General features: G+C 58.7%; 23 protein-coding genes and 1 pseudogene. 14 read left to right on the top strand and 10 right to left on the bottom strand.

Annotated elements, in window-relative coordinates; genetic code table 11:
* Positions 1 to 86 precede the first annotated feature (86 nt).
* The 3 genes and pseudogenes from foxA to GNG27_RS02870 all read right to left on the bottom strand — a co-directional run bounded on the left by foxA (position 87) and on the right by GNG27_RS02870 (position 3,678).
* Positions 87 to 2,196 (bottom strand): annotated as a pseudogene (gene foxA, locus GNG27_RS02880) (ferrioxamine B receptor FoxA).
* Between the two features lie 120 nt (positions 2,197 to 2,316).
* A complete protein-coding gene (locus GNG27_RS02875) occupies positions 2,317 to 3,297 on the bottom strand; it encodes a helix-turn-helix domain-containing protein (protein WP_156262821.1) in 981 nt (326 codons plus the stop codon).
* A gap of 147 nt (positions 3,298 to 3,444) precedes the next feature.
* Positions 3,445 to 3,678 carry a DUF2171 domain-containing protein gene (locus GNG27_RS02870; RefSeq protein ID WP_156262820.1) on the bottom strand — a complete coding sequence of 78 codons (234 nt, stop codon included), beginning with the start codon at positions 3,676 to 3,678 and terminating at the stop codon, positions 3,445 to 3,447.
* A 212-nt stretch (positions 3,679 to 3,890) separates the two neighbouring features.
* Between GNG27_RS02870 and GNG27_RS02865 the strand changes: the two genes are divergently transcribed.
* From GNG27_RS02865 to GNG27_RS02850, 4 genes are all read left to right on the top strand, one after another.
* The gene (locus tag GNG27_RS02865) at positions 3,891 to 4,076 is read left to right on the top strand and encodes a DUF2767 domain-containing protein (RefSeq protein ID WP_142488072.1); all 186 of its coding nucleotides are present in this window, start codon (positions 3,891 to 3,893) and stop codon (positions 4,074 to 4,076) included.
* Between the two features lie 386 nt (positions 4,077 to 4,462).
* Positions 4,463 to 5,797, top strand: a complete 1,335-nt coding sequence (locus GNG27_RS02860; RefSeq protein ID WP_156262819.1) for a DUF262 domain-containing protein — start codon at positions 4,463 to 4,465, stop codon at positions 5,795 to 5,797.
* Positions 5,787 to 7,745: a DUF262 domain-containing protein gene (locus tag GNG27_RS02855; RefSeq protein ID WP_156262818.1), complete on the top strand. Its 1,959-nt coding sequence runs from the start codon at positions 5,787 to 5,789 to the stop codon at positions 7,743 to 7,745. Before GNG27_RS02860 ends, GNG27_RS02855 begins: the two co-directional genes overlap by 11 nt.
* 29 nt (positions 7,746 to 7,774) lie before the next feature.
* A complete protein-coding gene (locus tag GNG27_RS02850) occupies positions 7,775 to 8,452 on the top strand; it encodes a hypothetical protein (protein ID WP_156262817.1) in 678 nt (225 codons plus the stop codon).
* 51 nt (positions 8,453 to 8,503) lie between these two features.
* Here the strand turns inward: GNG27_RS02850 and GNG27_RS02845 are convergent, their stop codons facing one another.
* Complete coding sequence (locus GNG27_RS02845; RefSeq protein WP_156262816.1) at positions 8,504 to 9,625, bottom strand: cupin domain-containing protein; 1,122 nt, start codon at positions 9,623 to 9,625, stop codon at positions 8,504 to 8,506.
* A gap of 206 nt (positions 9,626 to 9,831) precedes the next feature.
* Here GNG27_RS02845 and GNG27_RS02840 point away from each other — a divergent pair, with 206 nt between their 5' ends.
* Entirely contained in the window at positions 9,832 to 10,128 is a 297-nt protein-coding gene (locus GNG27_RS02840) for an SH3 domain-containing protein (protein ID WP_156262815.1), read from the top strand.
* Here the strand turns inward: GNG27_RS02840 and GNG27_RS02835 are convergent.
* On the bottom strand, positions 10,125 to 10,895 hold the full coding sequence (locus tag GNG27_RS02835) for a DeoR/GlpR family DNA-binding transcription regulator (protein ID WP_156262814.1): 771 nt from the start codon (positions 10,893 to 10,895) through the stop codon (positions 10,125 to 10,127). The genes GNG27_RS02840 and GNG27_RS02835 overlap by 4 nt on opposite strands.
* 98 nt (positions 10,896 to 10,993) lie before the next feature.
* Here GNG27_RS02835 and GNG27_RS02830 point away from each other — a divergent pair, with 98 nt between their 5' ends.
* From GNG27_RS02830 to GNG27_RS02805, 6 genes are all read left to right on the top strand, one after another.
* Positions 10,994 to 11,152 (top strand): hypothetical protein, encoded by a 159-nt coding sequence (locus tag GNG27_RS02830; protein ID WP_156262813.1) that lies wholly within the window; start codon positions 10,994 to 10,996, stop codon positions 11,150 to 11,152.
* Positions 11,149 to 12,306 carry an MFS transporter gene (locus GNG27_RS02825; RefSeq protein ID WP_156262812.1) on the top strand — a complete coding sequence of 386 codons (1,158 nt, stop codon included), beginning with the start codon at positions 11,149 to 11,151 and terminating at the stop codon, positions 12,304 to 12,306. The genes GNG27_RS02830 and GNG27_RS02825 overlap by 4 nt, the downstream gene beginning before the upstream one ends.
* A 1-nt stretch (position 12,307) precedes the next feature.
* Positions 12,308 to 12,694, top strand: coding sequence for a VOC family protein (locus tag GNG27_RS02820; protein ID WP_156262811.1), 387 nt, complete (start codon positions 12,308 to 12,310; stop codon positions 12,692 to 12,694).
* Positions 12,695 to 12,849: 155 nt separating this feature from the next.
* Positions 12,850 to 13,311, top strand: a complete 462-nt coding sequence (locus GNG27_RS02815) for a helix-turn-helix domain-containing protein (protein ID WP_106995644.1) — start codon at positions 12,850 to 12,852, stop codon at positions 13,309 to 13,311.
* Entirely contained in the window at positions 13,311 to 13,886 is a 576-nt protein-coding gene (locus GNG27_RS02810; RefSeq protein ID WP_142488063.1) for a PIN domain-containing protein, read from the top strand. Before GNG27_RS02815 ends, GNG27_RS02810 begins: the two co-directional genes overlap by 1 nt.
* Before the next feature lie 288 nt (positions 13,887 to 14,174).
* Positions 14,175 to 14,774 carry a response regulator transcription factor gene (locus GNG27_RS02805; RefSeq protein ID WP_156262810.1) on the top strand — a complete coding sequence of 200 codons (600 nt, stop codon included), beginning with the start codon at positions 14,175 to 14,177 and terminating at the stop codon, positions 14,772 to 14,774.
* Positions 14,775 to 14,783: 9 nt separating this feature from the next.
* Here the strand turns inward: GNG27_RS02805 and GNG27_RS02800 are convergent, their stop codons facing one another.
* The 5 genes from GNG27_RS02800 to GNG27_RS02780 are packed head-to-tail and all read right to left on the bottom strand — an operon-like array spanning position 14,784 to position 22,054.
* Positions 14,784 to 20,387, bottom strand: coding sequence for an ATP-binding sensor histidine kinase (locus GNG27_RS02800; protein WP_156262809.1), 5,604 nt, complete (start codon positions 20,385 to 20,387; stop codon positions 14,784 to 14,786).
* 56 nt (positions 20,388 to 20,443) lie between these two features.
* Positions 20,444 to 20,812: a response regulator transcription factor gene (locus tag GNG27_RS02795; protein WP_142488060.1), complete on the bottom strand. Its 369-nt coding sequence runs from the start codon at positions 20,810 to 20,812 to the stop codon at positions 20,444 to 20,446.
* 26 nt (positions 20,813 to 20,838) lie between these two features.
* Positions 20,839 to 21,096, bottom strand: a complete 258-nt coding sequence (locus GNG27_RS02790; RefSeq protein ID WP_142488059.1) for a DUF1427 family protein — start codon at positions 21,094 to 21,096, stop codon at positions 20,839 to 20,841.
* Positions 21,093 to 21,302, bottom strand: coding sequence for a DUF1427 family protein (locus GNG27_RS02785; RefSeq protein WP_032616311.1), 210 nt, complete (start codon positions 21,300 to 21,302; stop codon positions 21,093 to 21,095). Before GNG27_RS02785 ends, GNG27_RS02790 begins: the two co-directional genes overlap by 4 nt.
* A 59-nt stretch (positions 21,303 to 21,361) precedes the next feature.
* Positions 21,362 to 22,054, bottom strand: a complete 693-nt coding sequence (locus GNG27_RS02780) for a hydrolase (RefSeq protein ID WP_142488058.1) — start codon at positions 22,052 to 22,054, stop codon at positions 21,362 to 21,364.
* Positions 22,055 to 22,294: 240 nt separating this feature from the next.
* Between GNG27_RS02780 and GNG27_RS02775 the strand changes: the two genes are divergently transcribed.
* The 3 genes from GNG27_RS02775 to GNG27_RS02765 are packed head-to-tail and all read left to right on the top strand — an operon-like array spanning position 22,295 to position 26,189.
* Entirely contained in the window at positions 22,295 to 24,166 is a 1,872-nt protein-coding gene (locus GNG27_RS02775) for an amidohydrolase (RefSeq protein WP_156262808.1), read from the top strand.
* A 5-nt stretch (positions 24,167 to 24,171) separates the two neighbouring features.
* The gene (locus tag GNG27_RS02770) at positions 24,172 to 24,582 is read left to right on the top strand and encodes a DoxX family protein (protein WP_370462891.1); all 411 of its coding nucleotides are present in this window, start codon (positions 24,172 to 24,174) and stop codon (positions 24,580 to 24,582) included.
* Positions 24,579 to 26,189: an MFS transporter gene (locus GNG27_RS02765; RefSeq protein WP_156262806.1), complete on the top strand. Its 1,611-nt coding sequence runs from the start codon at positions 24,579 to 24,581 to the stop codon at positions 26,187 to 26,189. The genes GNG27_RS02770 and GNG27_RS02765 overlap by 4 nt, the downstream gene beginning before the upstream one ends.
* Positions 26,190 to 26,219 lie beyond the last annotated feature (30 nt).

The following is a 26,219-nucleotide window of genomic DNA, read 5'->3' as shown; positions in this document are numbered from 1 at the left end:
CCCTCACCCTGACCCTCTCCCCAAAGGGGAGAGGGGATAGTCCCGTAGGCCCGGTAAGCGTAGCGCCACCGGGCAATGCTAACGACTCAGAACTTCCACGAAACGCTGCCAACAATGCTGCGTTCGGCACCAAAGTAGCAGTATGAGAGTGAGTTACAGGCCGCCACGTAGCTTTCGTCCGTCAGGTTGTTGACGTTCAGCTGGGCGCTCACTCCGGTCAGCCCCACCTTCGACAGGTCATAGCCTACCGCCAGATCCACCAGCGTGTAGGACGGCAGCGTGTGGGTGTTCATGCGATCGCTGGTCACGCCGTTGACGTAACGCACGCCGGAGCCCACCGTCAGGCCGTCGAGCGGCCCGGTTTTGACGTCATAGCTGAGCCAGCCGCTGGCCATATTGCGCGGCGCATAGACCGCACGCTTGCCCTCTTCCTCCGGGCTGCTCTTCTTGTAGCGGATGTCGGTATAGGTATAGGCCGCCTGCAGGCGCAGGCTGTCGGTCAGCTGCCCCACCGCTTCCAGCTCCACCCCTTCAGATTCGATCTCACCGATAGAGCGGTACGGATCGGTCGGCTCCTCTTTGGTGGCGATGTTTTTCTGGTTAATGCGGAACACCGAGGCGCTGAACTGGCTGTTCATCCCTTCCGGCTCAAACTTCACCCCTGCTTCCCACTGCTTGCCTTCCATCGGATCCAGCAGATCGCCGTTGGCATCGGCAAAGCTGGTCGGCGTAAAGGCGGTGGAGTAGCTGACGTACGGCGCGATGCCGTTATCAAACAGATACAACAGCGCCGCGCGGCTGCTGAAGTTGTTCTTGTCCAGATCGCTGCGGGTATCGTTGAGCTTGTCGATATTCGAGACACTCACCTGGTCGTAGCGCCCGCCCAGGGTCAGACGCCAGTTGTCCAGCGAGAGCTGATCCTGCAGGTAGTAGCCGGTCTGCCGCAGCTTGTGCTTCTCCTGGCTGTACATGGTGATGTAGTCCGGCTTCGCGCCGTACACCGGGTGGAAAGCGTCGATCGGCGGGAAGCCGCCGTAGTAGCCGGTGGTATTGTTGCTGCGATCCTGATAATCGAGGCCGATCAGCACCCGGTGGTTCACCGTCCAGGTATCGAAGCTGCCGTCGATCTGGTTATCAAGGGTGATGGCATCCATCTTCTCGTCGGAGCCGGAGTAGCCGCGGTTAAGCTCGGTTTCGTTCAGCCAGCCGGCGGCATAGACCTGATTCAGCTCCACTTTGGTATGCAGATAGCGCAGCTTCTGGCGCACCGACCAGCCGCTGTCGAACATGTGCTCGATGTTGTAGCCGACCATCTCCTCGCGGCGATCGTACTTGTCGTAATCGTCCTCACCTTCGAAGAAGGTGTTGGAGATCGTCTTGCCATCGTGCGGGACCACGGTGCCGTCGTACGGCAGGCCGGAGTGGCTCCCGCCCTCGGGATCGCGGTGCAGATAGGCCATCAGATCCAGGCGGGTGTTGTCGGTGATGCGCCAGGTCAGGCTCGGCATCAGGGCGTAACGCTCTTCCTTCAGCGGATCGAACTGGGAGTCGGCATAGCGGGTCATACCGCTCAGACGGGCCGCCACGCGGTCGTTGTCGTCAAGCGCGCCGGTAACGTCAAACATCGCCCCGCGCTGATCGTTATTCCCCGCGAACAGCTTGATCTCGCCGCCCGGATCGAACGAGGGTTTACGCGAGGTGAGCGCCACGATCCCGCCCGGTGAGGAACGGCCATACAGCACCGAGGCCGGGCCGCGCACCACTTCGATATTTTCCAGGAACCAGGGGTCAACCACCAGCGAGCTGTGGGAGTTGGTGTCGCCCATCATCTTCAGGCCGTCGAGATAGACGTTATCCAGGCTGCCGTCGGAGAAGCCGCGCAGCACGATATAGTCGAAGCGGTTCGAGGCGCCAATCTGGTTGCTGTAGACGCCCGGGGTGTAGCTCACCGCCTGGCGAACGCTGGTGGCGCCCTGCTCTTCAAACTGCTCGCGGGTGACGATCGACACCGCCTGCGGGGTTTCGATATCCGGGGTCGCCAGCTTGGTGGCACCGCTCTGCATCTGTGAGGTAACAACAACGGTTTCGGTTTTCGGCGTCTCCTGCGCCATCAGGGGGAGCGCGACGCTCCCGGTAACCCATCCCACCAGCAGTGCCAGCCGCGTTTTAGCGAACATGAAAAATCTCCAAAGGCATTTCTAATTGTTAATAAGAATTATTACCTTTTTCATTTCGAAGATAGCTATGCGCGCCGCCAGAGTACGTATGCGCAATGCCAAACCGCACAAATGGCGTTGGCGATCGGGGAAAAGCGGATTAACGGTCGCTGCGCACAGCGCCGGGGCAGACACCGTAGCGACGACGAAATGCGGTGGCGAAGTTGGTGGCGTGCTGATAGCCCGACATCCATGCCGCCTGCTGCACGCTGTGGCCTTCCAGCAGATAGCGGCGCGCCAGTCCGAGACGGCAGTCGCGCAGGTAGTCGAACACCGTGCAGCCGTAGGCCTGGCGGAACTTGCTGCGCAGGCTGCTGGGGCTCATCGCCGCCCGGGCCGCCAGCTGGGCGAGGGTGTAGTCCTGCTCCGGAGCCTGTGCCAGCAGGTGGCGGATCTGCTCCAGCCGGGCGTGCTCCCCGCCGGACGCGCCCGCCAGTGCCGTGCCCTGCTGCTCACGCAGATGCAGGCCATGGCCCAGCAGCTGATACATCACCCCTTCCAGCAACAGCTGGCGCGACAGGCTGCTTCGCTCGCGCTGTCGGGCATGCTGAATACCGGCCAGCACAAAATCCGGCACCTGCCAGACAAAAGTGGGCGCGTTGAGCTTCTCCCACTTATCCAGCAGGGAGGCGAGCAGGCTTTCGCGGCGGGCATCGTCGGGGTAAACGCCAAAGGAGAGGGTTTTCAGGGCGATATCGGCGTCATGACGGGCAGACATCGCCTGCTGCTCGCTCAGCCTGGCGCTGAACGCCATCCCGGGCCGTACTGCGTAAACTTCGCCGCTGAGGGTCAGGGTCACACAGCCTTCCAGCACCACCAGCACGTACAAAGGGCTGCTGTGACGGGAGGTGGTTTCATAGGGTTGCAGCACGCGCACGTCGGAATGGGTTAACGAAATGCCGGACGGGAGGGTCATCTCTTCGACATCACCGTGCAGCACGGGGCTGGTGTTGGCACAGGTATCGGTCAGCAGGGGAAAGCGGTAGTCAATGCCGTAGCGCTCGCCAAATACCTTAAAGTCTGCCACGGAAAAGGTTTTTTTCGTTGCAGCGGTCGGATTATGGAGCCTTGTGTTGGACATGCCTGCGCCTGGAGGAAGCTATTAAAAATAAAACAGTATCACTCCTTTAGCGCGGCGGCAATGCAGGTAAAATTGCCGCCTTAGCATCAATATTAAGCTCCGGCGAAACGCCAGAGCCAAATATTAATAAAGTGGATCGTCAGAGAATTACGCCTCTTGCCAGGTGGCAAACGTCTCTTCATGATTTTTATTCAGCACCACTTTATTGCCGTCAATTTTATCGACCCATTCCAGCGGGATATAATGGTGTTTGCCGCCAGATTCGGAATCGTTTTTTGCCAGCTTAATACGCTCGCCGTCAAGATGGTCAACCGTGCCGACATGGTGACCGCAGCTTGCAACAACCGGAGCATGTTCCTTGATTTCACTCTTGTTTACCATGGTTAATTCTCCTCATCATGTGTTTGCGCGTTGTGATACGAAACTAACTGTAGACCATAAATCCGTTATTTACCGCTTCATTAGCATTTCGAAACATTATTCCCGCTGCATGTTTATGCCCTGAGTGAAATATATAAGAATGGACTGAGAAATATTCCAGACCCGGTGTTATGCCGCATAATTACCCTGACGCACTCAACACGGAGGCATATATGGTAGAAGCCAATCGTACCGAAATATCCCTGGCTCTTGGTGAAGCGGTTTTAGATGTTGTACAAAAAGGCCAAGAGGTGTCGAGAGAGAATCTGGCACGGGCCATGAAAAGTAAAGCCGAGCGAGAACCTAATGACGAGCGCCTTCTTGATTACTGGAAAGCCTGTCACATCCTCGCGGCGTAAAGATGACGGCGTGGGGCTTCGGCCCCGCGCCGCACAACTATCAGCGGGAGGCGGTAGTCAATGCCATAGCGCGTGCAGAAGCCGATAAAACAGTCGATATCGAAGAAACGTTTTGTGTATATTTTCGACGTTAGGGCGCTGTTCATAAATCAATCCGTGCAGAGCATAAACGCCTCAGTTTTAACCTTCCCCGAACATATCAATAGCTATCTGTTTTATAGAATTAATAAGATCATGCGAAACCGAAATAGTTGAGAATGAAAAAAAAACCTGATGTGATGTCACCTTCGAAAACGCTATAAAAATCAGTAGATTTATCTTCTTTATGATATCTATTAGACTATCAAAAAAACCCTTCCTTCCACTATTTCCTTACAGTTATTACTATGGCCATTCTGAGTAAAAATATAGTCACGGTAAAAGAGGCTCTGGAAAAATCTCTTTCTATCCCTGATTACCAGCGCCCCTATAAGTGGCGTGAGTTTCACGTAAATCAACTCCTTGAAGATATCATTCAGCACCGACATCAATCACGGTACCGGCTAGGAACCATTGTGTCGTATAAAAACAGGCACAACAGTCCAGCAGAAGAGATCGTTGATGGTCAGCAACGGTTACTGACTTTGAGCCTCCTGTGCGCACTGCTTGATGAAAAACAAGAGTATTGTTCACCTTCACTACTGCGCCACGCCTTCAATAACAGCATTACACAGCATAATGTCGAAAAAAATGTCGAGCTTATTCGTCGTCGTCTGAGCCAGGTATCCACCGAAGATCAAAAGAGTATTTATCATTATCTCCTTCACAGTTGCGAACTGATCTGCGTGACATTAGATAATCTCAGCGAAGCATTTCAGTTCTTCGATTCGCAAAATGCTCGTGGCAAACCGCTTGAAGCCTACGATCTGCTTAAGGCCTTTCATTTACGAGAGATGGATGAAAACACCCCAGAAGAACGGCAGCGTTGCGTCAAAACCTGGGAAAACGATGTCAAACCTAAAAAGGATCGCTTTGCTCGTCCAAACCTCGATCAGTTAATGAGTAAAACCCTTTACCCCCTACGATGCTGGGCAAATGGTGAGCCTGGCCACGCTCTGACAAAAAGTCAGATCCATATTTTTAAAGGGGTTTCTGCCAACAAGAATAGCTGGCGCTACGCGACAAACCTGGTCACATTAGACAAGCTGATGGATGACTTTAACCGGGATCCCCAACGCCAGATAAATGGGGAGAAAATGCTGTTTCCCTTCCAGATCGATCAGTACCTGATTAATGGGAAACGCTTTTTTGAATATATAGATCATTACGGTTCGCTGTATGAATCGCTGTTTCACCCTCAATCCTCCCCTGTTAATGCCCTGCTGAACATTCTGACCCGGTATGAAGGTGCCACCCGCATCGGCGATCGCTATGTGCGTAACCTGTTCAACTGTGCGTTGTTCTACTATCACGACAGGTTTGGCGATGAAGAACTCGAAAAAGTCGCTGAAGTTTGTTTTGCATGGAGCTACCGGCTTCGCCTCCAGCATCACCGTATAACGGTGGAAACGATCGAGAATGCAGCTCTTAGTTCACAGGGGTTGCTACGCAGGATAAAGCTGGCACATCAGCCAAGCGATGTTCTCAATTACCTCGTTCCCATCATCTATATCGATGATATTAAAGGAACGAAAGTTGATCTTCTTACCAGTACATTAAAAGAGAAAGGCTATGTTAGATAACTCATCTGCGCAAAAGGACGTGGCGGCGCTGACGGTTGGCCAACTCTTCCGAAATGGTCATTATACGATACCGATTTATCAACGTAATTACGCATGGGGCCAGGAAGAGATTGAGCAATTAATTCAGGATATATGGGATGTTGCCCAGATAAACCGGGGAGATAACCAGTATTTTATTGGTAGTCTGGTCGTTGCGGAAAAAGGTGCTGGCCGTTTTGAAACGATCGATGGGCAGCAACGATATACCACGCTCAGCATTTTGCTTGCGGTGATGAAAAATGCGTTTTATTTACGCTTACCCGACATTGTGAAACTTAATCTTCATTTTGACTGCCGGGACGAATCAGATGCGACGTTGAAGAGCTTGTTTGAAATGGGTGACATTCCCGCCGATGAAAAGAATGTGGAACCCATGATCGCTCAAGCCTGGCGCATTATGGTGAGTTTCATTGCCAAAAAAGATATCGATCGGCAGGCCTTCCTTCGCTTTCTCCTGGAAAACGTCGTCGTTTTACGTGTAACTGTTCCTGCTGATACCGATTTGAATCATTATTTTGAGATTATGAATAACCGTGGGGAGCAGTTAGAAAAACACGAAATCCTCAAAGCCCGGTTGATGGACAAATTGGGGGAAAGTGCCAGCAATAGTGAACGCGCCGTGTTTTCTATCCTCTGGGATGCCTGCGCCAATATGCAACGTTATGTGCAATTAGGTATGCATCACTCGCTGCGGGATCAGTGGTTTGGCCACAACTGGGATAGGATCCCGCAAGATTTTGACACCCTCCAGTCCCCACGCCTGGAGCGCGATAAAAACGACGAAAACCGTACCCTGCACGATATTATCTTCCACCCAAGGGGCAATCTCCCGGAGCCTGCCAGTAAACACGAATCTGATGAAGAACATCCTGGCACCTTTGGTTCGGTCATTACTTTCCCCAATTTTCTGTTGCAGGTGCTCCGTCTTACGTGGCCCGACACTCCTCTGGACGATAAGCGCCTGCTGGATACGTTCATCGCAAACAACCCTGATCCCCGGCAATTTATAATGCAGTTATTAAGATGCCGGATGCTATTTGATAACTATATTATTAAGCGCAAGCATGATAATGCCTGGAGCCTGCAAGCTCTGACGCGCTATCAAAAAAGCTTCAGTTATAAAAGCGCCTTCCCCTCGCCGGAAAAAGCGTCAGTACGTGAGCAAAATATTCCCCTTAATGACAATCTGATCATGTTGTTATCCATGTTCCACGTTTCGTTTCCGGCGCAAATCTACAAACACTGGTTAAACGGCGCATTATTTTGGCTGAATAAATACGCAGCTCCCGACCAGCTCAATGTGAATGGTCGGGACTATCTCAATTATCTGGAAAATTTAGCAAATCATTTCTTGCTCGAGCGATTAATGGGCACTGCAAACGAGCATACCTATCGCTTCGACGTGTTGGAAAATGCGCCTACCTGCTTCCCCGCGACCCTCGACGAAGCCCCGCTGCACAGAGGCACCGCAGTACAAAACTATATCTTTAACCGCCTTGATTATCTGCTGTGGTTAAACCTTAAAAATAAACGATCTTTTTCTGGCGTGAATATGGCATATATCCAGAAGAGGCTTGAGGGCTTCGCGTTTACCTTCAGAACCTCAGTGGAACATTACTGGCCACAGCATCCTCAGGGCAATGCGCTGCCGCTTGAAAAATCTAAAGATTTAAGCGAAGGCGTCGATAATTTTGGCAATCTTTGTCTTATCAGCCACAGCAATAATTCAAAGTTAAGCAACTATTCTCCTTTAGCAAAAAAAGAGCACTACGAGGAGAGTACAAGCGTCGAAAGCCTGAAGCAGGTGTTCATGATGAGTTACGACCATTGGGGTCCCCTGGCAGTGAAAAATATCCTTCATCATAAAAATATGATGATAAATGTTCTGCTCTACCGGCACCGGCACTAACAACGCGAAGAAAAAAGGAGCTGCATACAGTGACATTACTTAAATTACAAACCAGCAAAGGGGCACTGCCCACCATCGAAATTGATATGGACATGCTGGATAAATCGGGCATATCACTTAACGATTTCGTCGGCCCTGTGCTTTCTGCACTGGCTCGCTGTTCACCCCACCCGCGCTGCACGATTTACCAGTACATGACCGCCAGCGTAAATTTTATGCGCCATTGTTGGTCTGTTTTTTTGATTGTGGACGGTAAAGAAGAGATTCTGAACGCGTTTGGCGATGCCGTTCGCTATAAAAAAGAGAGTGAATCTCGTTTTAGTGATGAGATTCCCTCGTCATATGGCACTCCGCTTTATCATCTCCAGGACGGTGTCGCATGGGTGATGGAGAACGGCGACTGGAAGCTATTAGAAGCTGAAGACGACCTTACTGAGCCCGAAGGAGAGGATGACTTTGAAGAAGAGGATGACTTTGAAGAAGAGGATCCAGAAGATGTGGATACAGTCAACGCCACTCCACCCGGAAAGAAAGGTCGCCTGCGAGCAGCCCGCGGCGATGCGCGTGTGGGAAGTATCAGAAATACGATTGAATCACTCTTCGATTTACCGGAAGGCTCCGTCGCTCTGGTCGGCCCGGACGGGCGTGCGCTACGCGCAGATGCATTTATACGCACTCTGAGAACCCGATGGGGTTATGACGATTAATTGCAGTAACTAGCCTGCGTCGGCCAGATTTCCGACGCAGGCTTTCTATAATCATTCGTCAAAGAACCAGTAGCCCTGGTTAATCAGCCCGGTCAGTTCTTCCACAAACGCCGGGTTTTGCAGGGCAGCGCCCAGCTCCGCCTGACCCAGCTCGGTGTAGCGACACAGCGCATCCGCCGCCGCCGCGTCCACCGTCTCCAGCTGCTCGCTGTTGATAAAGAAACTGCCGCCGATATTCAATACCCGCAGCCCGCTCAGGCGAGTCAGGGTTTCGCCGCCCAGCAGCGCGTCGAGCACCTCTTCCGGGGCATACTCCGGCTCGGCAGGGGCGATATCCAGCTCGTGGCGCGGGGTGGAGATAAAGCTGCCAAACCACTGCTTAAAGGTGTCCGGCTGGCCGATCATCTCGATCATCATCTTACGCAGCCGCTCGAGCTCGTACTCTTCCACCCGGCCCGGGTGTTCGCGACAGGTCAGATCCGGATCGCTGTAGTGCTCCCCACCCAGATCGTTTTCCAGGGCGTAATCGGCAAAGCTGCTGATCAGATCCCGGCCGTTCGGGCCACGGAAGCCTACCGAGTAGTTAAGCGCCGTCTCGTGGGTAAAGCCGTCGTGCGGGAATCCAGGCGGAATGTAGAGGATGTCGCCCGGGGCCAGATCTTCATCGATGATCGGCTCGAACGGATCGACATGCAGCAGCGCCGGATGCGGGCAGAACTGGCGCATCGGCAGTTTGTCCCCCACGCGCCAGCGGCGGCTCCCCATCCCCTGGATGATAAACACATCGTACTGGTCGATATGCGGGCCCACGCCGCCGCCCGGTACGGAGAAGGAGATCATCAGGTCGTCCAGACGCCAGTCCGGCAGCACACGGAACGGACGTACCAGCTCGGCAGCCGGTGCGTGCCAGTGGTTGACCGCCTGCGCCAGCAGCGACCAGCCGGTTTCGCCTAAGCCATCGAAGTGCTCGAACGGACCGTTGCTGGCATGCCATTTCCCCTCTTTATGGCTGACCAGGCGACTGTCCACTTCCGGCTCCATCGCCAGCCCTGCCAGCTCGTCGGGGCTGATAGGATCGATAAAATTGGGCAGGGCGTTCTTTAAAACGACAGGTTTCTTTTGCCAGTATTTTTCTAAAAATTCCGGCCAGTTCAGGTTGAGTTGATACGCCATGGTTAGCACCAGTGAAAAGATAAACGGGTGTGATTATAGGAAGAGGCGGGAGCGCGCTGCCTTGTCGTGGGTCAAGCGGGGATGAAATCTGCGGCATTCAGCCTTTCGCATGACACCGCCTGACAGTTTCACGCTTTATCGTGAGCGCGCGTTACAGAGCGACTTATATCGTTAATCACAAAGAGTGCACTGTTATGAGGCCTGCCATGAGCCCGTTCATCGAACTTCCCGTTTCTGCCCATGTGAAGACCCTGATGGAGGTCTGCACGCGCAAAGAGAGCCCGTCCGTGTTTGCGCCTGTGGCCCACGCGCTGCCTGCGGGGAGCCGCATCAGCGTGCAGGCGGCGGTGGTGGGCGATGCGGTACAGGGCAATCCGCACTGGTACCGGATTGATGACGACACCTTTATCTGGTCAGGGGCCTGTAGCCGAATCGACCCCTGCCCCGAGTTTCCGTCCTGCACCAGGGTCAGCTGGACGGCAGTGGTGTTTGAGGTGCGTTAGGCGCTGATCACCCGCACATCCTGTGCCGTAAAGGCCGCGATCGCCTCGTTATCCAGGCTCGCCTCTACCACCAGCACGTCGATATCGCTGCTTTTCGCCACCACAAAGCGCGCCACGCCGGGGATTTTATCGGTGGTGAGCGCCACAATGGTCTGGCTGCTCTGGCCGATCACCGCTTTTTTGAACTCGCAGTCGGCGAAGTCGAACCCGGTCAGCCCCATCCCCGGATCCATCGCGCAGCCGCCGATAAACGCCTGATCGAAAATAATCCCCTGGATCTGGCTCGCCGCCGTGGCCCCCACCGCGCCGCCGGAGCTGCGCTGGATCTGTCCGCCGGTGATGATCACCTCGCACAGAGGATGACGCAGCAGCTCGGCGGCGATGGCCGGGGAGTTGGTCACCACGGTGATCGCCAGATCCGGCGGCAGGGCCTTCGCCAGCGCGAGGTTGGTGGTGCCGGTATCAATAAAAATACAGCTGCCTGCTTTGATCAGGGTTGCCGCTTTCTGCGCGATCGTGATTTTTTTTGCGTGATTTTTTTGCTCGCGGCTGTAGAAGTTTCCGGCATCCGCCAGCTGCAATACTGCCCCACCGTAGACCTTCTTACAGAACCCCTCTTTGCTAAGCTCATGTAAATCCCGGCGAATGGTATGTTCCGACACCTGCATCCGGGTCGCCAGTTCGGCGCACACTACCCTGCCATTTTCCTGCAGGATCTGGCGGATCAGATCTTGTCGTTGTTCCGGGAAAGCTGCATAATCGAGCATAAATTATCTTCTCTGGATTTGAATCGAGCAACAATGCGCATAATGTTGCATGACAGCGCGCTCTGTCAATCCACCAGGCCCGAAACCGGAGCGTCACGATGAAATACTATGATAGTTACCGCCAGCAGGTACCCGCCACCAAACCCCATGACGGCTTCCTGTTTGAACCTGTGACCTCACATGCGCGCGCCGGGGAGAAGGTGCAGCACAAAACGCCCGCCTCCCCGTCACTGAAACCTTATAAGGATGTGAAATGACCCAGCAGACCACCGGAGCCGTTCAGCGGCTTGCCACCCGGATCGTCTTTTTTATTGCCGGCTACGTCACCGCCACCTGGGCGGTGCTGGTGCCCTATGCCAAAGCCAATACCGGCGTTAACGAGGCCACGCTCGGCTCGCTGCTGCTGTGCCTGGGGATGGGGGCACTGATCGCGATGCCGCTTACCGGGATGCTGACCAGCCGCTACGGCTGCCGTCGGGTGATTGTCACCGCGATGGCGCTCGTGCTGCTCACCACGCCCCTGCTGGCGATTATTCCGGATCCGCGCCTGCTGGCCGCCGCCCTGCTGTTGTTCGGCGTCGGCGTCGGCGTGACGGACTGCGCCATGAACATTCAGGCGATCATTGTCGAACGCGATTCGCCCACGCCGGTGATGTCCGGCTTCCACGGCATGTACAGCGTCGGCGGCATCGCGGGGGCGGGGGCGATGACCCTGCTCCTGACCCTCGGGGCTAGCGCCTTTGTCGCCTGCCTGATTATCATCCTGAGCGTTATCCTGATGCTGGCCTTCAGCCTGAAAGGGCTGCTGCCGTGGGCTAACCCCGCCTCCGGCCCGGCGTTTGCTGTTCCGCGCGGCGTGGTGCTGCTGATTGGCGCCATCTGCTTTGCGGTATTCCTCGCCGAAGGGACGGTGCTGGACTGGAGCGCGGTATTCCTGACCGAAGTGCGCGGCGTGCCGGAGTCGCTGGGCGGGCTGGGCTTCACCAGCTTTGCGGTGGCGATGACGATTTTCCGCTTAACCGGCGATAAGCTGATCGCCCGCACCGGCGCCCTGCGCGCCGTGGTGGGCGGCGCGATCGTGGCCGCTATTGGCTTTGCGCTGGTGATCTTTATGCCGCTGTGGCAGCTGTCGCTGCTGGGCTATGTGCTGGTGGGGGCCGGCTGCGCCAATATCGTACCGGTGATGTTCTCCGCCGTTGGCCGTCAGACCCGCATGCCGCAGGCGGTCGCCGTCCCGGCCATCACCACCCTGGGCTATCTCGGCGTGCTCGCCGGACCCGCGATTATCGGCTATGTGGCGCACGCCACCTCTCTAACCCAGGCGTTTATGGTCATTATGCTGCTGATGCTGGTCGTCGCGGCGCTGTCCGTAACCGTCACCGCTAACCAACCCGCCCGCAGCGAGGGATAATATGAACATTGCACACGTCGCACTCTGGACCCACAACCTCGACGCCCAGGTTCACTTCTGGGAGACGGTGTTTGGCGCACGCCGCAACGAACGCTACCTGAGTAAAAACCGCCCCGGTTTTGCGTCGCACTTTATGACCCTCAGCGACGGCCCGACTATCGAGCTGATGACCGTCCCGGCGCTGGCCGGGTCACCACCGCACGCGGAGTTTGTCGGTTGGGCGCATATCGCCCTGAACGTCGGTAGCAAAGCGGATGTGGATCGGATGGCGGAGCAGGCACGGCTAACTCACACGCTGTTAAGCCCCCCGCGAATGACCGGCGACGGCTATTATGAGGCGGTGATTGCGGATCCGGACGGGAACCGTATTGAGCTGGTGGGGGAGTGATCACCTACTGAATACTATCTGAAGTAAAAGCTCCGCAATGCGGAGCTTTTCGTTTATTTCGTTTGTTGTGTTTTTCGTTTGTTTCGATTACAGTTCTCTATGGTGTACTTTTACTCACCCTAAACCTGAAACTCGACACTAACTGGAACACTAAAATGACAAACTCACTTCTGAACAGCCTTACGTTACCGGCTCCAAAGGAGATTGAGGCAGCTGTACGCGGACAAAGGGAGCTTGCTACGTTCCTGTCCACAAAGCAGGAAACGCAGAAAATTACGATTCAGGATGCACAGGATGTGACCCATCAAATAGAGCTTCCAACCTCTTCACTGACGCTTCTGATGAGTATCCTCGGTGAACTGGCTGCGGGCAATGCCGTCCAGGTTGTGCCCGTGCATGCTGAATTAACGACGCAGGAAGCTGCCAACATCCTGAACGTTTCGCGCCCACATATGGTGAAACTTCTGGAGGAAGGAAAGCTACCTTTCCATAAAACTGGCCGTCATCGCCGCATTCTTTTTGCAGACTTGATGAAGTACAAAGATCAGCGTGATGCAGAAAGCATACAAGCCCTTCGCGAGCTGGCGGAACAAAGTCAGGAGCTTGGATTTTACTGATGACACACTCACCCTACCCCGTCGTTCTTGATGCCTGCGTGCTATACCCATCAATGCTGCGGGATCTTCTCATGCACATTGGGAAGACTGGCTTATATCAGCCCAAATGGACTACTCAGATACACGATGAATGGCAGCGTAATCTGCTTATTAATCGCCCTGATATCACCGCAGACCAGCTGAAGCGCACCGAAATGCTAATGAATAAAGCCTTCGGCGACGCCTGCGTATCAGGGTATGAGAGTATTATTGATGGCCTTAGCCTGCCGGATCAGGATGACAGGCATGTGCTCGCCGCGGCGATTCGTTCGGATTCCGAAGTGATTGTAACCTACAATCTTGTCGATTTTCCCGGCGGAAACCTGGCTGAATTTGATGTTGAAGCGCTCCACCCGGATGAGTTCTTATCAGACCTTTTTGACCTGAACCATGCGCTGGTTCTCGAGGCGGTGAGAATGCAGCGATCGCACCTGCGTCATCCTCCCCTCAACCCAGACCAATTTTTGCAAGGCCTGCTGCAACTGGGCTTGCCGAAAACAGTGACTGAGCTGGAAAAATACAGAGTAATGATTTAGCCTTTTTTCGGCAGGCGCCTGAACCCGCTGCGTTTATCACTCTCCCCTTCTCAATTGACGACAATTTGACCATTTCTGGCCTACGCTTACCCAATGTGAAAAGCGGTTTTGAATACTCACCCCTCGCTTTCATACAGTTATCATATTGTTAAATGATAATGATAATTAATGTGTTAGAGTAGTTGCGTTCGAAAGCTGCCACCATAACCGCTTGAACATCAGGAAGGTGGTTTTCACGCTGAGCGAAAATCCTCTCATCTCTGTCAGGCTGAATCATTGGGGCTATTAATGGAACACATTGTTTACGTCGTTGATGATGATCACGCTGTCAGGCGGTCCGTGGTTGGGCTGCTGGAGTCCGCCGGGCTGAACGCCCTCGACTTCTCTTCGGCAGAATCTTTTCTGCAACACACCTTTGAAGATGTGCCCTCCTGCGTGATCCTCGATATGCAGATGCCCACCATCAGCGGCTTTGAGGTGGCGGATACCCTGAAGGCCAGCGGGCGCGAGATCCCGATTATCTACCTCACCGGCCACGGCACCATCCCCATGTCAGTGAAGGCGATGAAGGGCGGCGCGTATGAGTTCCTCACCAAGCCGGTGGCGTCGAACGATCTGATCGACTCGATTGGCGCGGCGCTGAAGCTGGCAGAAGAGAACGCCTCGCACCTGCGCGAGCAGTACTCCCTCAGGCAGCGCCATCTCTCCCTCACCCCGCGCGAGCAGCAGGTGTTACAGCTGGCGATCAGCGGGATGCTGAACAAGCAGATCGCCGCCGAGCTGGGGGTGAGTGAGATCACCGTCAAAGTGCACCGCCGACGGGTGATGGACAAAATGCAGGCCCGCTCGCTGGCGGATCTGGTCAGGGCCGCCGGGCGCCTGACCTGAAGCCTGCCGTCAGAGCGGCTCCACGCTCGTCGCCAGCGGCAGAGTAAAGGCAAAGATACAGCCGTGCGGCTCGCGGTTGCGGGCCGTCAGCTTACCCCGGTGGCGCTCAATAATCGTGTAGCTGATGGTCAGCCCCACCCCCATCCCCTGGGCTTTGGTAGAGTAGAACGAGTCAAAGATGCGCTCGCTCATCCCCGGCCCGATGCCGGTGCCACTGTCGGCCATTTCAAAAGTAATGCCCCCGCGCTCCGGGTTCGACGTCGACAGCACCAGGCTGCCTGGGCGATCCTTGATCTCCGCCATCGCCTCTACCGCGTTCATCACCAGGTTCAGCAGCACCTGCTGGATCTGCACGCTGTCCCCCACGATAAAGCTGTCTGCCGCCGCCAGGTCATAGCTGACGCTGATGCGCCGCTGCTCCAGCTCGCTGCGCGACAGGGTGATGATGTGTCGCACCAGATGGTGCAGATCGATGCGGGCGAAGGTCGGATCCTGCCTGCGGGTGAGGGATTGCAGGCTGCGGATGATCTCCCCTGCCCGCTCCCCCTCGGAGACAATCTCCTCCAGCCCGATGCGGGCCTTGTCCAGCCGGGCCGGATCGCGATTGAGCCAGCGCAGGCTGGCCCCGGCGTTGGCGACAATCGACATCAGCGGCTGGTTGATCTCATGGGCGATGGACGAGGTGAGCTGCCCGACGGTGGTAGCGCGCGCCACGCGGGCCAGCTCGGTCTGGGCCACGCGCATCGCGTCTTCCGCCGTCCGCTGGGTGGTGATGTCGGTGATGATGCCGTAATACTCGTTCACTTCGCTGCCCACGCCTACCGGATCGCCAATCCCCAGAATGGTGCGGGTGGCACCGTCGGCGCGGATAATGCGGAACTCGGCGCGCATGGTCAGGCCGTCGCGCACGCTCTCGGTTACCAGGGTGCTGATGCGCGGATAGTCATCGGGATGCACAAAGGTCAGGAACTCGGCCATCGAGATCATCTTCTGCTTCTCCGGCAGGCCGAGGATGCGGGCGTACTCTTCCGACATAAACATCAGATCCTGCTCCAGCTCCCAGCGCCAGCTGCCGGTATGGCTGATCTGCTCTCCCAGCATCAGCGAGGTCTGGCTGGCCCGCAGCTCTTTCTCGACCCGACGACGCTGGAGATTCTCTTCCAGCAGCTCGGCATACAGCCGGGCGGTCTCCAGCGAGATGGCGGCATGCGCGCCCAGCAGGCTCACCACCCGGGAGTGTTCCACGGTAAAGACCTCCGGCATCAGGCGGTTCTCCAGATAGAGCACCCCCACCAGCCGCGCCTGCTTGAACATCGGCACGCACATCACCGCCGCCCCGGAGGTCACCAGATACGGGTCCTGGCTGAAGGGGTGGAACTCCTCCGGCTTGCCGGTGTGGATCTCCTGCCCGGTGCGGATCACCGCCGCCAGCACCGTCAGCGGCATGTCGGTGGCCATCGGCACCTCTTTGCGGATCTGCACCCGCACCCCGTCGGTGGTGGTGCTGGCGCTGGCCTCGATCTCCGGAATGTTGTTGTCATTCACCCGGATCAAAAAGCCGCGCTGGGCGCCGGCCCGCTCCAGCAGGATGGTCATCAGGGTTTCGATCAGCCGTTCGAGATTGATCTCCTCCGACAGGGCGCGCGAGGCCTTGATCACGCTCTGCAGATCGCGGATCTCCTCGTTGCGGGCAAAGGCCACCGTGTCCCAGGCGTTGGCCTGTCCGGGGGCCAGCAGGTAAGGGAAATCCAGCTCCAGCTGGCGCACCTTGGACCGCGCTCCGGCCCGGCCCCAGGCGGTCATCGCCCCGCGGAAATGGGCATCGGCGGCGGTGGTGTAGCCGCAGGCGTGGGCGAAGCGCCCGGCCAGCTCATGGGCCAGGGCGTTGAACGGGTTAAAACCGCCGTCGCGCGACAGGCGCACCGCCTTCTCGTACTGCTCGAGGGCGATGCTGTTCATGCCGTCCAGCCGCACGATCTCGGCGTAGATCAGCGCCTCTTTATCGGCAAAGGTGCCCGGGTTGATCCGCGCCCAGAGGGCGATTTTGTCATAGTGAAGGTGGATCTGACGGCGCAGGTCGGCGGAAAAGGTCTCCGGGGTCAGCTGCTGAGAGAGCGTCAGGGCGCTGTAAAGATGGTAATCCAGGAGATGAATATGGCCGGGGGCGGACCAGGCAAACCGCCCGGCCTGGGCGAGGTTATCTGCCGCCTGCGGGAATTCGCCGCAGGCGAAGTGGGCCATGCCGCGATAGAGCCAGAACCAGAACAGCATGGTGGAGGTCTGCTCCGTGGCCTGCTCCGGGGCGACCGGCAGCAGGGAGTGCGGCAGCACCTCGCTGGCGCTCCAGTGGCCGCTCACCGGGGTGCGCAGGTGCTCCACGTAGTGGCGCTGCATCAGCAGGATCGCCTCCACGTCCTGGTAATGGGTTTTGCGCACGAAGGCCAGCCCGCGCTCGATGCTGGTCAGTACCCCGTCGAGATGATCGCCCCGGGTGAGGAAGTTGATCACCTGATGACAGGCGGCAAAGCAGGCCACCGTCATGTCCCCGTGGGTCACGGCGGAGGTGAAGCAAGCCTTGGCGCACTCGATGGTGTAGCCCAGCGGCTGAGTCCAGACGCTGAGCTGATCCAGCGGCAGCAGGGTTTTGGCCTCAAAGGCGTCGTAGCCGTGGCGGTTGACCAGCTCCCGGGCCAGGGTGCCGTACTGGAAGCCGAGGCGATATTCGGCGTAACGGTGGCCGATCAGCACCCCGAACCACGCCATCGCCGGGGCCGACGCGCCGGTAATGCCGTGATCCAGGGTCAGGTGCATCATCCGGCACAGCAGGATGAAATGCAGGCGCGTGCTGGTAAAGCTGGCAAACAGGCTGGCACTGTTGAGCAGATTCATCACCGCTTCGGTGTCGCCGTCGGTCATCCGCGGCAGTCCGGCAAAATGGCCCTGCGGGTTATCGCCGACGCGGTTGCACAGGCTGTGCCAGGCCTCGTCGCACTCGGCGGCCTCCGGGTAGCGGCTGACGTGAATGCCAAACACCGCCAGCCAGCTCAGGGCCGCCTCCAGCGCCAGCCGGTTGTCGGACTGGCGCATATAAACTTCGGCCAGCAGGTTGGCCGCCAGCGCTTTTTCCGCCAGCCCGCCGGGGGAGCTGAGAATGCGGTCGCAGAGTCGGCGGGTGGCATCGAGATTGCCCAGCGCGAACTGGCACCCGGCCTCCTCGCTGTCCAGGGTGAAGTCGCTGGCGCTCTCCGGCAGCGCACCGGCGTTACCCAGCGCGCGGGCGGTCTGGATATAGCTCAGGGCCGAGAGGTAATCCCCCGAACGGCGGGCGCGGCGGGCCGCCAGCAGGCTCAGCTCGCGGAACATCTGGCGCTGGGGGGCAGGTTGAATGCAGTCCAGCGCCGCCGTGACGTGATGCACGGCGCGGAACAGGATCTCGTTGCCCGCCGCCTGACGGGCCGACTCCGCCAGCAGGCTGGCGGTGGTGAGGTGCAGACGGCTGCGCTCGGCATTATCCAGCAGGGCGAAGGCTGCCTCCTGAACCCGGTCATGGGTAAAGGCATAGCTGTCGGCGCTGAGCGTGATCAGCTGCGCCGTTACCGCCGGATGCAGGGCATAGCGGATCTCCGCCACCGACATCGCCACCACCCGGCAGACCATCTCCAGCTCGCCGCTGCCGCCGAGGCAGGCGATGCTGCCCAGCAGCCGCCGGGTGTCGTCCGGCATCTCCTCCAGCTGCTGCAACACCAGCGTGACCACGTTTTCGGTGTAGTGCCGGGTGCGGATGGCGTGCAGATCGTAGTGCCACTTATCCTGATATTTGTTGTGCGTCACCAGCCCGTCATCGACGATGCGGCGGAAAAATTCATGCACAAACAGCGGGTTGCCGCCGGTTTTTTCGTGGATCAGCCCGGCCAGATCGAGGGTGCTGGCCGAGCGGGTATGGAAGATGTTTCCCAGCCAGCGCGACACCGCTTTCACCGACAGCGGCTCCGGACGCAGCTCGGTGGTGTTGCGCGAGGCCAGGTGCAGATTCGCCAGCTGGTGATGCAGGGCGCTGTCCGGCAGCGAGCAGGCATCCCGGTGCGCCACCACCATCAGCAGCGGCACGGTGCTGGCGTGGATCAGCAGGTATTCCAGAATTTGCAGGCTGGCGGGGTCGATCCAGTGGATATCGTCCAGCAGCAGCAGCAGCGGGCAGCCCGCGCTGGCGAAGGCTTTCACCAGCGCCAGCACCATGTAGCTGAAGCGCGCCCGGGCGTCGATGGAGAAGGTATCGCTGGAGAAGCGCGGCTTGTTATCCAGCAGCAGCCGCAGCTCCGGCACCAGGCTGACGGCTAAGGCTTCGTAGCCCTCCAGCTCGCGGGACAGGCGAACCTTCCACTGGGCCACCTCCTCCGCCGGCAGCCCCAGCAGATGCAGCACCAGGTTACGAAACGCCGAGGTCAGCGCCGCATAAGGCAGCGTGGGGGAAAACTGATCCACCTTGCCCACCGCCAGCAGCACGCTGCGGTGTTGCAGGGCCTTCAGCCCCGAGGCGATCAGTGACGATTTGCCGATCCCCGACGGGCCGCTAATCGCCACGAATCCGGCGATGGCATCGCGATTGACCCGCTCAAAGGCGTGAAGCAGCTCCGCCGCCTGGGGATGGGCGGTATAAAGGGTGTCGGTAAGATGAAACGCCGGAGAGCGATCCTGTAAACCGGGGGTAAAGGCGGCGATCTCCCCGTCGTCGCTCAGGGTCGCCTGGCAACGACGCAGATCGGCAATCAGGCCATCCACGGTCTGATAGCGGTTCTCCGGTTTTTTCGCCAGCAGCTTGAGAACGATGGTCGACAGCATGGCGGGCACGCCGGGACACACCGCGCCAGGGGCGCGGGGCTCGGAGGCAATGTGATAGTGCGCCCACTTGCCCTGATCCTCGCCGCCCAGCTCAAACGGCAGGCTGCCGGTGAGCAGCTCGTAGAGCACCACCCCGAGGCTGTAGAGATCGCTGCGGTTATCCACCGAGCGATGGGTGCGGGTGGTGTGCTCCGGCGACATGTAGGCGGGAGTACCGCCCACCACCGCCAGCCGGGATTGCTGGATCTCTTCCGAGGTGCCGGACGACAGGCCAAAGCCCCCCAGCCGACAGCGGTTGTCCTCGTGAATAAAGATATTGCCGGGCTTGATATCCCCGTGCACCAGGTTGCGCAGATGCATCAGGCGCAGGGGCAGGCTGATGCGGATCGCCAGCTCAAGAAAGCTCTGGATGCAGGCCATCGGCGCGCCGACAATTCGCGTCAGCAGCACAAACGAAAAGGGGGCATAAACCAGTGCAAAGCGCCCGTGGTACTGCGTGCTGGCCACCGGGCGGATGGCCCAGTCGTCGCTCAGGTACTCCCGCAGGGCAAACTCGTTGCGCAGCAGGCGCGTTGCGCTGGCCTCTTCTTCATCGCTCACCCCGGTGGCGATGATAAACGACCCGCCGGAGCTGGGCAGGCGGGCATTGAGCCAGCAGAGGCTCCCCTCCTGCCCCAGCGGGGTAAAAATGACGTCTTCTTTAAGCACAAAAGCCCGCCCTTCCGCTAAATTTTCGGGGGCAGGCCAGCGAGCAGGCAGCGATGTATTGGTCATCCACGTTCCTTTTTTTCTTCGTTAATGGTTCTCGTGGGACTGGTTTGCAGGTGTTGTCAGGTGGCGAGCGCGCGTTGAATGTGCGCCAGCAGCACATCGACATTAATCGGCTTGCGCAAAAAAGCAACAGCGCCGTGATCAACAGCGTAGCGCTGGATGTTGTCATCCGCATGACCGGAGATAAAAATAAGCGGCGGCGGCGAGGGGGCGATAAGGCGCAGTTTGTCGAGCATCTCGAGTCCGTTCATCCCCCGCAGGCGGATGTCGGCAATCACCAGCGCGACCTCTGCCAGCGCGGTAGGGTGGCTGAGAAACACTTCCGCCGAGTCGAAGGCCTCTGTGGCATACCCCTCCGACTGCAGCAGGTTGCTTAAACCGCTGCGGACAGACCGTTCATCATCAATGATGGCTATGCGCTGCGGCATGCTCGTGTTCCTCAAACTAAAGGTGATTAACCCTCGCTACCGTCGCCGGGACGGGCCGGAGGTGCAGTGCCGCTGATTTTGGGGACGCATTCGTGACGAAACCACGCCATCGTCAGCTGACGGCTGAACAGGCGGCGGCCAATCGGGATCAGCTGTTCCCCCACCAGCATGCCAAACAGCCCCAACAGGGCGACAACCGGCGGCGCGGGCGAGTGTACATCAATTGCGGCATAAATCACCCCTGCCAGAATTCCACAGCTCAGTGAAACGACCCAGGCTTTCATGACGAGGCTCCTGTGGAGAGGGTGACGGGCGCCTTTTGCGCGGTGTCGTCAGCATGCAGAAAATGGCGGGTGGCCTGTTCGCCAGCCAGCATCCCCAGCAGGCCAATCAACGCCAGCGCAGGCGGGGCGGGAGAGCGGACTTTCAGCAGCGCGTACAGCAGGCCGATTAACACGCCTGCCGCGAGGGAAATTAACCCAGTACTCATGATGGACTCCAGAGAGGTCAGCAGCAGGCCGGATGAGGGCCCAGCCTGCCGCTGAAAACTTAGCGAACCGGGGCCGGAACGGGCGCCAGGGTTTCGTGCTCGCTCTTCTGGCGAGACGGGGCTTTGTGCACCATGGTGTAGGCGTAATCCACGCCCATGCCGTAGGCACCGGAGTGCTCACGCACGATATCCATTACCGCGTTGTAGGTCTCTTTGTGCGCCCAGTCGCGCTGCCACTCCAGCAACACCTGCTGCCAGGTTACCGGGATCACGCCGGCCTGGATCATGCGCTGCATGGCGAAGTCGTGGGCCTCTTTCGAGGTGCCGCCGGAGGCGTCTGCCACCATGTAGATTTCGTAGTCGCCTTCCAGCATTGCGCACAGGGCGAAGGTGTTGTTGCACACTTCGGTCCACAGGCCGGAAACCACCACTTTCTTCTTGCCGTTGGCCTTCAGGGCGTCACGCACTTTCTGGTCGTCCCAGGAGTTCATGGAGGTACGCTCAAGAATGTCCTGGCCCGGGAAGACGTCCAGCAGCTCCGGGAAGGTGTTGCCGGAGAAGCTCTGGGTTTCAACGGTGGTGATGATGGTCGGGATGTTGAACACTTTGGCCGCTTTCGCCAGCCCTACCACGTTGTTTTTCAGCACCTGACGATCGATAGACTGCACGCCAAACGCCATCTGCGGCTGCTGGTCGATGAAGATCATCTGACAGTTATCGGGGGTTAACACTTCGAGTTTTGAGTTAGACATAATGGTATCCAGTGAGGTGAACAGGTGAAATCCGTCGCGGAACACTGCGACGATGCGATTCCTGTATCCTGGATGACTCTTCGCCCTGGCGTAATTATCTCTTTGTATAATTAACCTTTCGTATAGTTATACGCAGGTATAGTTATACTTTGGTATAGCTATCCCATTGTATAACTGGTTTTTTCCGGTAACCGGTTCCAATAATCCTGACATTTCCCCCTCTCTCAGTCAGGAGCAGTTATGACTTCCTCTGCTAAAGCAGATTTGATTCTGGTGAATGGCCAGTTTCATACCGTCGATCGTGAAAATCCTCTCGCCGAAGCGGTCGCCGTGCGCGACGGCAAATTCCTTGCCGTAGGCACCGCTGCGGAAGTAATGCAGTACCACGACGACGCCACTAAAGTCGTGGATCTGAAAGGCCACACCGCTATCCCCGGCCTGAACGACTCGCACCTGCACCTGATCCGCGGCGGGCTGAACTACAATCTCGAACTGCGCTGGGAAGGCGTTCCCTCGCTGGCCGACGCCCTGCGGATGCTGAAAGAGCAGGCCCTGCGCACCCCGTCACCCCAGTGGGTACGCGTGGTGGGCGGCTGGAACGAGTTCCAGTTCGCCGAGCGCCGGATGCCGACCCTGGACGAGATCAATGCCGCCGCGCCGGATACCCCGGTGTTTATTCTGCACCTGTACGACCGCGCCCTGCTCAACCGCGCGGCGCTGAAGGTCGTCGGTTACACCAAAGACACGCCGAACCCGCCGGGCGGCGAGATCCAGCGCGACGCTAACGGCAACCCGACCGGGATGCTGATCGCCCGTCCGAACGCCATGATCCTCTACGCCACCCTCGCCAAAGGGCCAAAACTGCCCCTGGAGCAGCAGGTGAACTCCACCCGCCAGTTTATGCGCGAGCTGAACCGTCTGGGCTTAACCAGCGCCATTGATGCGGGCGGTGGTTTCCAGAACTACCCGGAAGACTACGAGGTGATCGCCGAGCTGCACGAGAAAAAGCAGATGACGATCCGCATCGCCTACAACCTCTTTACCCAGCGCCCTGGTCACGAGCTGGAGGACTTTGAGAAGTGGACCGACATGCTCAAGCCGGGCCAGGGCACCGACTTCTTCCGCCATAACGGCGCGGGCGAGATGCTGGTCTTCTCCGCCGCCGACTTCGAAGATTTCCTCGAGCCGCGCCCGGATCTGGCTCCCGGCATGGAGGACGAGCTGGAGCGCGTGGTGCGCCATCTGGTGGAGCATCGCTGGCCGTTCCGCCTCCACGCCACCTACGACGAGTCCATCAGCCGGATGCTGGACGTCTTCGAGAAGGTCAACCGCGAGATCCCGTTCGACGGCCTGCACTGGTTCTTTGACCACGCCGAGACCGTTACCCAGCGCAACATCGACCGCATCAAGGCCCTGGGCGGCGGCATCGCCGTGCAGCACCGTATGGCCTTCCAGGGCGAGTACTTCGCCGAGCGCTACGGGATGGAAGCGGTTCGCCACACTCCGCCGGTTACCCGCATGCTGGAGACCGGCGTGCCGGTAGGTCTGGGCACCGACGCCACCCGCGTGGCGAGCTACAACCCGTGGACCGCGCTCTACTGGCTGGTCTCGGGCCGCACCGTCGGCGGGATGCAGATGTACGATCACAGCGCCCGTCTGGATCGCGACACCGCCCTGATGCTCTGGACCCAGGGCAGCGCGTGGTTCTCCAACGAGCAGAGCCAGAAAGGTCAGATCAAAAAGGGCCAGCTCGCGGATCTCGCGGTGCTGAGCAAAGACTTCTTCCGCGTGCCGGAAGAGGAAATTAAAGGCATCGAGTCGGTGCTGACGGTAGTGGACGGCAACATCGTTTACGCCGCAGGCAGCTTCGGCCCGCTGGCGCCGCCTGCCATCCCGGTCCTGCCGGAGTGGTCGCCGGTGGTCAAGGTCCCGGGTCACTACCGCAGCGCACCACCGCAGGCCGCCCGCGTGGGGATGCAGCCTGCTCACCACTGTAGCGGTCCGTGTGGGGTGCACAACCACTCGCACGACTTTGCCCGCACGGCAGAGATGCCGGTGGCCGACGATAACGCCTTCTGGGGAGCGCTGGGCTGCAGCTGCTTCGCGTTTTAATCATGATGAATTCACAAACACAGACCCTGCCCCGGATTGACCTGGGGCTGTTCTTCCTGCGCATCACCGGCAGCCTGCTGCTGCTGTACGTGCACGGCCTGCCGAAGATCGTGCATTTCAGCGAAGAACTGACGCGGATCGAAGATCCCTTTGGCTTCGGGCCGTACTTCAGCCTGATCCCGGCGATCGCCGCCGAGGTGATCTGCCCGATCCTGATCCTCTTCGGCGTGGCGACCCGGCTGGCCTGCGTGCCGATCGTTGCCGTGCTGCTGGTGGCGATGCTGGTGGTGCATCCCGGCTGGTCGATTGCCGAAGGCCAGTTTGGCTGGCTGCTGCTGATCATCTTTACGACGCTGGCGATCACCGGCCCCGGCGCGTGGCGGGTCCGTTCGCGGGCCACGGAGAGATTCGCATGACCCAGATCACCGACGCGCACGTGGAGCATCCGCCTGCCCCTACGATGTCCACCTGGCAGCCGCTGCACCAGCGGGTGTTCCGCATGCTGTGGATCGCCACGGTGGTGTCCAACGTGGGCTCGTGGATGAGCGACGTGGGGGTCAACTGGAGCATGCTGACCCTCAGCGCCGATCCGCTGGATATCGCCCTGGTGCAGGCGGCAAGCAGCCTGCCGATGTTCCTCTTCGCCCTGCCCTCCGGGGTGATGGCGGATATCGTCGACCGGCGTAAGTACCTGCTCTTCTCCCAGCTGTGGATGTTTATTGCCGCTGCGGGGCTGGCGATCCTCTCCTTTACCGGGCAAGTCACGCCAACGGTGCTGCTGGCCGCGGCCTTTCTGCTGAGCGTCGGCAGCGCCATGAGCTCGCCGCCGTTCCAGGCGGTGGTGCCGGATCTGGTCAGCAAGGCGGAGCTGGGCCCGGCGGTGGCGCTGAACTCGCTGGGGGTCAACATCAGTCGCGCCATCGGCCCGGCGCTGGGGGGCTTTTTGCTCTCGCTGGCCGGGCCCTGGATGGTGTTCCTGCTCAACGCCCTGTCGGTGCTGGGCGTGGCCTGGGTGCTGTGGCGCTGGAAGCCTGCCGCCTCGGTGCAGCGCCTGCCGCCGGAGCACTTCTTCTCGGCGGTACGCGCCGGGGTGCGCTACGTTCACGCCGCCCCGGTGCTGCGTAACGTGTTGATCCGTACCGTGGCATTCTTCGTCTTCGCCAGTGCGGGCTGGGCATTGCTGCCGCTGGTGGCGCGTCGGGAGCTGGGCCTCGGCCCGGCGGGGTACGGCATTATGCTGGCCTGTATCGGGCTGGGGGCAATTGCCGGGGCGGTGCTGCTGCCGCGTCTGCGCCAGCGCCTGAACGCCGATCGGCTGATGGTGGCGGCGAGCCTGGTCTTCGCTATCACCATGCTGGCTCTGGCCTTTGTGCGCCACTTCTGGCTGCTGAACCTGTTTGAGTTCTTCACCGGCTTCGCGTGGATCGCAGTGCTCTCCACCCTCAACCTCGGGGCGCAACGCAGCGCCGCCCGCTGGGTAAAAGCCCGGGCTCTGGCGGTCTATCTGACGGTCTTCTTCGGCTCGATGACCGCGGGCAGCGCCATCTGGGGACAGATTGCTTCCCACGTTAACACCGCCACGTCACTCTGCGTGGCGACGATCGGGATGCTGCTGGCGAGCGCCACGGTGCTGCGCTGGAAGCTGGAGAAAGATCCCAATCTGAACCTCGATACCAGCGGCCTGATTGCCGACGACGCGCGGGAGAGCATCCCCAACGAGCGCGGCCCGGTGCTGGTCTCCTGCGAGTACCTGATCGATCCTGAAGCGACCAGCGATTTCCTGCAGGCGGTCCACGAGCTGCGCCGGGTGCGCCGCCGCGCGGGCGCCATCAGCTGGGCGGTGTATGAAGATATTGACCAGCCGGGTCTCTATATCGAGACCTTCCTGATGGGCTCCTGGGTGGAACACCTGCGCCTGCAGGAGCGCCACACCATGAATGACCACCTGCTGCAAAGCCGCGTGCTGGCTTTCCATCAGGGCGATGCACCCCCGGCGACCCGCTATCTGGTAGCGCCGGTTTAAAACCTAAAACAACACTTTGAGGAAGAGACT

The organism is Leclercia sp. 119287, from assembly GCF_009734485.1.
In the GTDB taxonomy this organism is placed as follows: domain Bacteria; phylum Pseudomonadota; class Gammaproteobacteria; order Enterobacterales; family Enterobacteriaceae; genus Enterobacter; species Enterobacter adecarboxylatus_C.
The sequence above is the reverse complement of the archived record's forward strand: the minus strand, read 5'-3'. Positions and strand labels throughout refer to the sequence as shown.